Raw genomic sequence first — 8,155 nt, 5'->3', positions numbered from 1 at the left:
CAGCCGCGCGTGCACGGTGCCGGCGTGCTCGCCGCCGAGCACCGCGCCGGTCACGGCCCCGTCCCCGCCGCGGGTCAGCTCCAGCACCGGGGAGGACTTCCACAGCCGCACCCCGGCATCCAGGGCGCTCTTGGCCATCAGGGTCATCAGCGCGTTGCCGTTGGACCGCAGCACCGGACGCTTGTACCGGGCGGCGTCGAACCAGGTGCGCAGCAGCTTGCGCGCCACATAGACGAAGGACTTGACCGACTGGTTCACGTGGAAGAATTCGTTGATGTCCGGGCCCACCTGCGGCATGTAGCCGAAGACGGTGTAGGAGGACAGGTACGGCTGCATGTCCAGGCGCCGCTCCCCCAGGATCCGCGCATCGGTGTCCCTGGGCAGGATCGCGCGTCCGCCCAGCCTGGCCCCGGGCAGGTCCATCTGGTACTCGGGGGCCTTCCGGGGGTAGACGAACTCCACGGCCGTCTCGTTTTCGAAGAACTCCAGCGCCTCCGGGTGTCCAGGAAGGCCCTGACGCCCTCGGCATTGAACGTGTCCGGGGCGAGGTGCCTCAGGTACTTCTCCGCCTCCTCGCGGGTATCGCCGGCGGCCGCGCCGGCCTTGTTGCCCGGCACCCAGGCCCAGCCGGCCGAAATCGACGTCGTGCCGCCGAAGTACTTCTCCTTCTCCGCCACGATCACGCTCAGCCCCCGGCTGGCGGCCTTGAGCGCCGCAGCCATCCCGGCCACGCCGGACCCGACCACCAGCACATCGCATTCCACCGGCTTGCTGCCCATTTACCGTACTCCCATCACTGTGGACCGCCGGCTCCAGTACCGGCCGGGTGCCACGCTGCAAACTTTGACCGTTCCACTCAACCCGAGCCTGCGCTGTGACGTGAGCCCCATTGCCGATGAACGGGATATCCTGAGCTGGTTCCGGTTTGTGCACGGCTTGGAGGCGCAGTGGCCAACTCCCCCTCGGGTGAATCCGTCATCCGGCGGCTGATCAAGATCATCAGCGCCTTCGACGCCGCCCACACCGCCATGCCGGTCGCCGCCCTGGCCCGGCGGACCGGACTGCCGCTGACCACCACCTACCGGCTCGTGGACGAAATGCTCGCCGAAGGCCTGCTCGAGCGCGGACCCCGGGGCAAGGTGCAGATCGGGGTGCGGATGTGGGAACTGGTCTCCCGCAGCTCGTCCATGCTGGGGCTGCGCGAGGCGGCCTTTCCGTTCTGCGAGGACGTGCACTCGGTGGTGCAGCACCACACCACCCTGGGCGTGCTGGACCAGGACGAGGTGCTGTACATCGAGCGGCTGAGCGCCCGGTCCTCCGCGCTGAACATTGCCAAAATTGCCGGCCGGCTGCCCATCCACGCCTGCTCCTCCGGGCTGGTGCTGCTCGCCTATGCGCCCAAGGAATACCAGGACAGGATCCTGGCCACTCCGCTGACCAAATATACGGAGAGCACCATTACCGAACCCGCCCAGCTGCGCCGGCACCTGGCCGAGATCCGGCAGCGCGGCTATGCGGCCATGCGCGGGATCATCGTGCCCGAGTCCAGCGGCATCGCGGTGCCGGTGTTCAACGCGGAGAACCAGGCCGTCGCCGCCCTGAACGTGATTGTCCCGGCGCACGAGGAGAACACCGCCGCCACGGTGCCGGTCCTGAAGGCCGCGGCCCGCGGCATCTCCCGCACCCTGGGCTGGCGCGGCGAACTCAAGGGAACGGTGCACCAGACCATAAAGATTCCCGTTCATCGGTAATCGCCCTGCTGCCCGGCTGTGTTCTGCACCACGCTGGACCCAGACGCGGAACCCCCATCCGGGCAACACAAAAGGGCAGCCCCCGCCGGACCCGAATCCAGAACAGGCCCCGATTTGTGCTGCCCGGGGCCAGATTCGACACACCTACCGGCCGCACCGCGGCGGCATGAGGAGCAGGACATGAACCATACCGTCCAAGCCACGGGCCGCGTGGCCGGCAAGACCGCCATCGTCACCGGCGGCCGCGGGGACCTGGGCAGTGCCACCGTGCGGCTGCTGGCCGAGCACGGCGCGGCGGTTGCCAGCCTGGACGTCGCCGGGGCCCCGGCCGCCGTGGAGCACCCGAACGTCACCGAATACGACGTCGACGTGACGGATGCGGACAGCGTCGCCGCCGCCGTGGCGGCCGTGCTCGCCGGCCTGGGCTTCGCGGACATCCTGGTCAACGCCGCCGGCATCATCGGCCCGTCCGGCCCGTCCCACACCGCCGATGAGAAGGACTTCGACCTGCTCTTCAACGTCAACGTCAAGGGCGTGTGGCTGATGACCAAGCACACGGTGCCGGCCATGATCGAAGCCGGCACCGGCAGCATCATCAACTTCTCCTCGATCCACGGCATCACCGGCGGGAAGAGCGTCCCCCTCTACCACGCCACCAAGGGCGCGGTCCGGCTGCTGACCAAGTCGGACGCCGCGGCCTACGGCGAACACGGCATCCGGGTGAACTCGATCCACCCGGGCTCCATGAACACCCGGATGAGCCGCCGCTCCGCCGAACAGTCCCCCATGGGCGCCGAGGCCTACTACCGGCAGCTGGTCGGCAGCAATCCGCTGCCGCGCCAGGGCGAGCCGGACGAAATCGCCTACGCCGTGCTCTACCTGGCCTCCGACGAATCGCGCTTCACCACCGGCGCCGAACTGGTGGTCGACGGCGGCTACACCGCCGTCTGACCGCCGTACCCCCTGCTCCGGCCCCGGAGCACCCCTGCCACCCCTTTGCCTGACAGACAAGGAAAGACCATGCAGTTCCTGAACGGGATCCCTTCCGATGCCTACGACGTCGTCGTCGTCGGCTCCGGCGCCGGCGCCCTGACGGCGGCGGCCACCGCCGCCCGCGCGGGCAAGTCCGTCATCGTGCTCGAGAAGTCCGGCCTGCTCGGCGGCACCTCGGCCGTCTCCGGCGGCATGCTCTGGATCGCCGACAACCACCATGCCAGGGCCGCCGGCCTGGCCGATTCCAAGGAGGCGGCCGCCGAATACGTCCGCGCGGTGGCCCGCGGCCGCGGCCGCGACGAGCTGATGGACGCAGCCCTGGACTACGGCGACACGATGCTGCGCTTTGCCGAGGACGAGCTCGGCGTGAAGTTCATCTTCCTGGACAACTTCCCGGACTACCGCCAGGACCTGCCCGGCGCCGTCGAGGGCGGGCGCACGGTGGAGCCGGAGCTGTTCAACAGCACCGAGGCCCTGGGCGCGCTCAAGGCCCATGTCCGCTCCGACGGCCGGGCCCCGTTCACCATGGCCGAATACGAGAACTGGGGCGCCTTCACCAAATTCCCCTGGGAGGACCTGAACCGGCGCCAGGCGGACGGCTTCGTGGCCAAGGGCCAGGCCCTGGTCTCCATGCTGCTGGCCGCCTGCGTACGCCACGGCGCCGCCCTGGCCGTCCACGCCCGCGGCGAGCGCCTGCTGGCCGAAGCGGGGCGGGTCACCGGCGTCGTGCTCGCCACCGGCGAGACCGTCACGGCCAGGGACGGCATGGTGCTGGCCACCGGCGGCTTCGAATGGGACAAACAGCTGGTCGACTCGATGCTGGCCTCCCGGCTCCACACCCAGTGCTCGCCGCCGACGAACACCGGCGACGGGCTGCGCATGGCCCAGCGCATCGGGGCGATGACCCGCGGCACCCGCGAGGCCTGGTGGGCCCCGATGTCCGTCACCGGCGACATGCGCGACGGCGAGGCGATCGGCACCCTGCTGCGCTTCGAGCGCCAGGGCCCGGGCTCGATCATGGTCAACCGCCACGGCGAGCGCTTCGCGAACGAATCGCAGAACTACAACGACCTGGCCCGGTGCCTGCAGTCCTGGGATTCGGCGAACAACCAGACGCTGAACACCCCGGCGCATGTGGTCTTCGACCACTCCTATCTGCAGCGCTACGGCATCCTGGCCCACCGCGCCGGCCTGCCCACCCCGGACTACCTCATCGAGGCGGACACCCTGGCGGAACTGGCCGCGAAGATCAAGGTCCCGGCGGACAAACTGGCGGTCACCGTGGCCCGGTTCAACGAATTCGCCGTCAGGGGCGAGGACCCGGACTTCGGCCGCGGGATGAGCGCGTATGACAGGTACTGGGGCGACGCCGACTGCCCGTGGCCGAACCCGTCCCTGGGCCCGCTGCAGGCCGGCCCGTTCTACGCCCTGGAGGTGGTCAACGGCGCCTTCGGCACCAACGGCGGCATCGCCACCGACGGGTCCGCCCGCGTGCTGGACGTGGACGGGGAGCCGATCCCCGGCCTGTTCGCCGCCGGCAATACCACCGAGAATGCCTACGCCGCCGGCTATCCCGGCGCCGGTGCCACCCTCGGGCCGATCATGACGATGGGCTACCTCGCCGGTCGCACGCTCGCCGGCCAGGACCCGGCGTATGTCCCCGCCGGCACCCTGATTGGAGCCTGAGATGATCCGCCACACCGTGCTGTTCAAGTTCAAGCCCGGCTTCCCGCCGGCGGACAAGCAGGCCTGGATCGAAGGCCTGGACCGGATGGCCGGGAACATTCCCGGCCTGCTCAGCCTCACCCACGGCCCGGACATGCTGGGCCGGGAGCGCTCCTTCGACTACGCCATCGTGGCGGATTTCGAGCGCCTCGAGGACATCGCCGGCTACAACACCCACCCGCTGCACGAGCCGCTGAAGGCCTACTCGTTTCCCAACAGCGAGCAGATCCTCTCGGTGGACTTCCAGCTGTAAAGGAGCATCACGATGGAAACCGCAGCCAATCACGCGCCTGCCCAGCGCAAGACCCCGGGCAAGGCCGCCCTGGCCTCCTTCCTGGGCAGCACGCTGGAGTACTACGACTTCTTCATCTACGGCACCGCTGCCGCCCTGGTGTTCCCCCACCTGTTCTTCCCCTCCGACAATCCCACGGTCGGCCTGATCGCGGCCTTCGCCACCTTCGGCGTCGCCTACGTGGCCCGTCCGGTCGGCGGCATGGTCATGGGCCACTTCGGCGACCGGCTGGGACGGAAGAAGATCCTGCTGCTGACCCTGGGCATCATGGGCCTGGCCTCGCTGGGCATCGGCTTCCTGCCCACCTACGGGCAGATCGGCCTCTGGGCCCCGGTGCTGCTGGTGGCCGCCCGGCTGGCGCAGGGCTTCTCCGCCGGCGGCGAGTCCGCGGGAGCGTCCACGCTGACCCTGGAGCATTCCCCCGAAGGCCGGCGCGGCTTCTTTACCAGCTTCGTGATGACCGGCTACGCCTCGGGCATGGTCCTGTCCACCCTGGTGTTCATCCCGATCACCGCGCTGTCCGAGGAGCAGCTGATGGCCTGGGGCTGGCGGATTCCGTTCTGGCTCTCCGTGGTGGTGCTGGCCATCGCCTACTGGGTGCGCACGCACCTGGACGAGACCCCGGTCTTCGCGGAGGCGCAGTGCCAGGACGAGGTCAAGAAGCTGCCGCTGCGGGACGTGCTCAAGTACCAGGCCGCCGACGTGCTGCGCGTGCTGGCGATGTCCATCATGTCGGTGATGCAGACCATCTTCACCGTCTTCGGCCTCTCCTACGCCACCGGCACCGCCGGCTTCGAACGGCCCCAGATCCTGACCGTGAACGCCGTGGCCATCGGCCTGTCCATGTTCGCGATGCCGGCCGCGGCCCGGATTTCGGACCGGATCGGCCGCCGCCCCATGGTGCTGACCGCCGCCGCCGGCTGCTCGGTGAGCATCTTCGGGTACTTCTGGGCGCTGTCCACCGGCAACCTGGCGCTGGTCTTCATCGCCGCGTTCCTGAATATGACCCTGCTGTACTCCTGCTTCAACGGCATCTGGCCGTCCTTCTTCGCCGAACTCTTCGCCGCTCCGGTGCGCTACTCCGGCATGGCGCTGGGCAACCAGCTGGGCCTGCTGGTGGCCGGCTTCGGCCCGATGATCGGCGGCCTGCTGCTCACCGAGGGCGTCAATGGCTGGGTGCCGGTAGCCGTCTTCGGCACGGCCTGCATGGTCATTGCCGGCATTGCCGCCTACGCCTCCCGGGAAACGGCCGCCACCCCGATCGACCAACTGGGCGAACCGTACCTGCGGGCCATGGAGCGCAGGCGCTCCGGTGCGGCCGTGCCGCAGGAGAACCCCCGGCACGCCCCGCTCGGCGCCTGATCCACCCGCTGGTCGTGTCTCCACGCACGCTTGTCGATTAGGCGTCTTGGGTCGAGTAAGGCCGCTCGCCGCCGCATCGAGACCAGCACCGTAGCGAGACACGCTTGGTCGACAACCGGCCGTGACGACGGCGGGCGGTTCCCCTCCGGGGCCGCCCGCCGTCGTCACCGGGACCGGCGCCGGCATCGGCGAGATTATGGCCGGCATGGCCTTCCCGCGGCCGGAGGGCTATGTGGTCACGGTTGACGACGGGACGTTCGTTTGCGTCCGTGAGCATCCAGAGTGCCCGCGTCGTCATCACCAAACTGGCCGAGCACTTCGGCGTGGACCCGCAACTGCCGTAGTAACTCCGGTTCCATCAAAACGGCGGCGCCGGTACCCGCACCGGTACCGGCGCCGCCGTGCACCCAGGCCTCAATTCACCACGAAGACGTTGACCACCACGCTGTCCGGATGCCGCTCGCCGGTGCCGACCAAAATCTTCGAGTTCAGCCACTCCCATTTGCCCGCGGCAGTGAACTTGGGCGCGCAGCGGAAGTAAATACGCGCCGGATCCACCTTCTCCCCGCGCAGTAGGCTCTCGATATCCTCCTTGGAGCCGGTACGCAGGCCGAAGTTTTCGATGTAGATGCGCTCGCCGTCGTCGGTTTCGATCGCGTATTTGGCCTCAAGCTCGGTCACGGTGTCGCTCTTGAGCAGCTGGAAATCCGCTCCGTACGGCAGGACTTTCCCCTTCAGCGCCGGTCCGTCGACGACGCCACCCAGGATGGGAATGATGCGGCGATAGCCCGCCGGGCCGGGCCCGATATCGGCCGGGCCGCCGACCCTGACGGTGAGCGTTGCAAGGTAGTCCAATTCGGGGGTGATCATGGCCTCCATCATAGGACGGCGTGCATGAGCTGCAGGGACGGAAGCAAGCGCCGAGGCCCCCGCTGCGAGCCTGCGAGCGGTGGGAAGGCCCGACGCGCCACAGGTGGCCAGCGAGGATGATCCGGCCCCGCTCGAGGACCTCCCCGATGGCTGCTTCCTCCTCCGTGTTGAACAGGTTCCAAGCGTTGAACAGCCGGGCGCAGGTCTCGTCAACGGGCGGTAGTTCCAGCAGGCCCTCGAGCCCGTCCAGGTCCCACGTATCGCCATCGTCCGTCTGCCACGCCAGCCCGAGCCGGCGGCCTTGGCAACGGATCCACAGCGGATAGAAGACCCTCACCCCGGCATTCTAGGACCGGATCGCCTCAATGCCCTGCTCCCCGGTGCTGACCCGGACCACATGGGTGGCCGGCACCACCCAGATTTTGCCGTCGCCGATGTGCCCGGTGCGGGCCGCAGCCACTATCCCGTTGATGATCCGGTCCACGTCCCCGTCCGCGGCCAGCACCTCCAGGCGCACCTTGGGCACGGTTCCCACCGTGACCACCGCTCCCCGGTAGGTTTCCGTATGGCCGCCCTGGCGGCCGACGCCGGCCACCTGGGTGATGGTCATCCCGCTGACGCCGAGGTCCTTCAGCGCGGCTTGGACGTCCTCCAGCTTGGCCGGCTGGATGATGGCGGTAATCAGCTGCATGGTGGGCTCCTCCGACGGGCCGCAGGACCGGCTGGCGCCAGCGTACGCGTTTTCGCTGCGGATCGGAACCGCCTGTTCCCGGCCGCCGGTCCCGGCCTGCGACCGGGCCTATCCGTCGGCGGCACCGTCAACGGTGATGGTGCCGGCGGACCCGTCCACGGTGACGGTCTGGCCGGTTTCCAGCCGCACGGTGGCGTCCGGGACGCCGACCACCGCGGGGATGCCGTACTCGCGGGCCACCACCGCGCCGTGCGAGATGGCGCCGCCCATCTCCATGACCAGCGCTCCGGCGGTCATGAACAGCGGCGTCCAGCCTGGGTCGGTGGACGGGGCGACCAGGATTTCGCCCGGTTCCAGCCGGGCACCCACCGGGTCCAGGACGACCCGGGCCTTCCCGGTGACGGTGCCGGCCGACGCCGGGCTGCCGCTGAGGACCATCCGGCCGGCCGCGCCGCCCGCCGTCGCCCCCGC

Annotated in this window: 9 protein-coding genes and 1 pseudogene; 5 read left to right on the top strand and 5 right to left on the bottom strand. The window is 69.3% G+C overall.

Going from position 1 to position 8,155, the window contains the following annotated elements; genetic code table 11:
• Positions 1–462 (bottom strand): FAD-binding protein (locus tag ACFQ36_RS18260; protein WP_377016198.1); only part of this gene is annotated, 462 nt, incomplete at its 3' end.
• Between the two features lie 104 nt (positions 463–566).
• Positions 567–722: pseudogene (locus ACFQ36_RS18255) on the bottom strand (FAD-binding protein); the annotation flags it as partial.
• A 225-nt stretch (positions 723–947) separates the two neighbouring features.
• Here ACFQ36_RS18255 and ACFQ36_RS18250 point away from each other — a divergent pair.
• The 5 genes from ACFQ36_RS18250 to ACFQ36_RS18230 all read left to right on the top strand — a co-directional run bounded on the left by ACFQ36_RS18250 (position 948) and on the right by ACFQ36_RS18230 (position 6,123).
• The gene (locus ACFQ36_RS18250) at positions 948–1,751 is read left to right on the top strand and encodes an IclR family transcriptional regulator (protein WP_377016196.1); all 804 of its coding nucleotides are present in this window, start codon (positions 948–950) and stop codon (positions 1,749–1,751) included.
• 180 nt (positions 1,752–1,931) lie between these two features.
• Positions 1,932–2,702, top strand: coding sequence for an SDR family NAD(P)-dependent oxidoreductase (locus ACFQ36_RS18245; RefSeq protein WP_377016194.1), 771 nt, complete (start codon positions 1,932–1,934; stop codon positions 2,700–2,702).
• Positions 2,703–2,771: 69 nt separating this feature from the next.
• Positions 2,772–4,430, top strand: a complete 1,659-nt coding sequence (locus ACFQ36_RS18240; RefSeq protein ID WP_377016192.1) for an FAD-dependent oxidoreductase — start codon at positions 2,772–2,774, stop codon at positions 4,428–4,430.
• Position 4,431: 1 nt separating this feature from the next.
• Complete coding sequence (locus ACFQ36_RS18235; protein ID WP_377016190.1) at positions 4,432–4,722, top strand: Dabb family protein; 291 nt, start codon at positions 4,432–4,434, stop codon at positions 4,720–4,722.
• 12 nt (positions 4,723–4,734) lie between these two features.
• On the top strand, positions 4,735–6,123 hold the full coding sequence (locus tag ACFQ36_RS18230; protein WP_377016188.1) for an MFS transporter: 1,389 nt from the start codon (positions 4,735–4,737) through the stop codon (positions 6,121–6,123).
• Between the two features lie 414 nt (positions 6,124–6,537).
• Here the strand turns inward: ACFQ36_RS18230 and ACFQ36_RS18225 are convergent, their stop codons facing one another.
• From ACFQ36_RS18225 to ACFQ36_RS18215, 3 genes are all read right to left on the bottom strand, one after another.
• Positions 6,538–6,993: a DUF3237 domain-containing protein gene (locus ACFQ36_RS18225; RefSeq protein ID WP_377016186.1), complete on the bottom strand. Its 456-nt coding sequence runs from the start codon at positions 6,991–6,993 to the stop codon at positions 6,538–6,540.
• A 346-nt stretch (positions 6,994–7,339) separates the two neighbouring features.
• Entirely contained in the window at positions 7,340–7,684 is a 345-nt protein-coding gene (locus ACFQ36_RS18220; protein WP_377016184.1) for a P-II family nitrogen regulator, read from the bottom strand.
• 108 nt (positions 7,685–7,792) lie between these two features.
• On the bottom strand, positions 7,793–8,155 hold a 363-nt coding region (locus ACFQ36_RS18215), incomplete at its 5' end, for a PEP-utilizing enzyme (protein ID WP_377016182.1).

This window comes from Arthrobacter sp. GCM10027362 (genome assembly GCF_042679445.1).
In the GTDB taxonomy this organism is placed as follows: domain Bacteria; phylum Actinomycetota; class Actinomycetes; order Actinomycetales; family Micrococcaceae; genus Crystallibacter.
The sequence above is the reverse complement of the archived record's forward strand: the minus strand, read 5'-3'. Positions and strand labels throughout refer to the sequence as shown.

Bases quoted from the DNA above. Each gene is read 5' to 3' on its own strand.
- ACFQ36_RS18245 (WP_377016194.1), top strand. From the start codon at position 1,932: ATGAACCATACCGTCCAAGCCACGGGCCGCGTGGCCGGCAAGACCGCC.
- ACFQ36_RS18240 (WP_377016192.1), top strand. From the start codon at position 2,772: ATGCAGTTCCTGAACGGGATCCCTTCCGATGCCTACGACGTCGTCGTC.
- ACFQ36_RS18235 (WP_377016190.1), top strand. From the start codon at position 4,432: ATGATCCGCCACACCGTGCTGTTCAAGTTCAAGCCCGGCTTCCCGCCG.
- ACFQ36_RS18230 (WP_377016188.1), top strand. From the start codon at position 4,735: ATGGAAACCGCAGCCAATCACGCGCCTGCCCAGCGCAAGACCCCGGGC.
- ACFQ36_RS18225 (WP_377016186.1), bottom strand. From the start codon at position 6,993: ATGATCACCCCCGAATTGGACTACCTTGCAACGCTCACCGTCAGGGTC.
- ACFQ36_RS18220 (WP_377016184.1), bottom strand. From the start codon at position 7,684: ATGCAGCTGATTACCGCCATCATCCAGCCGGCCAAGCTGGAGGACGTC.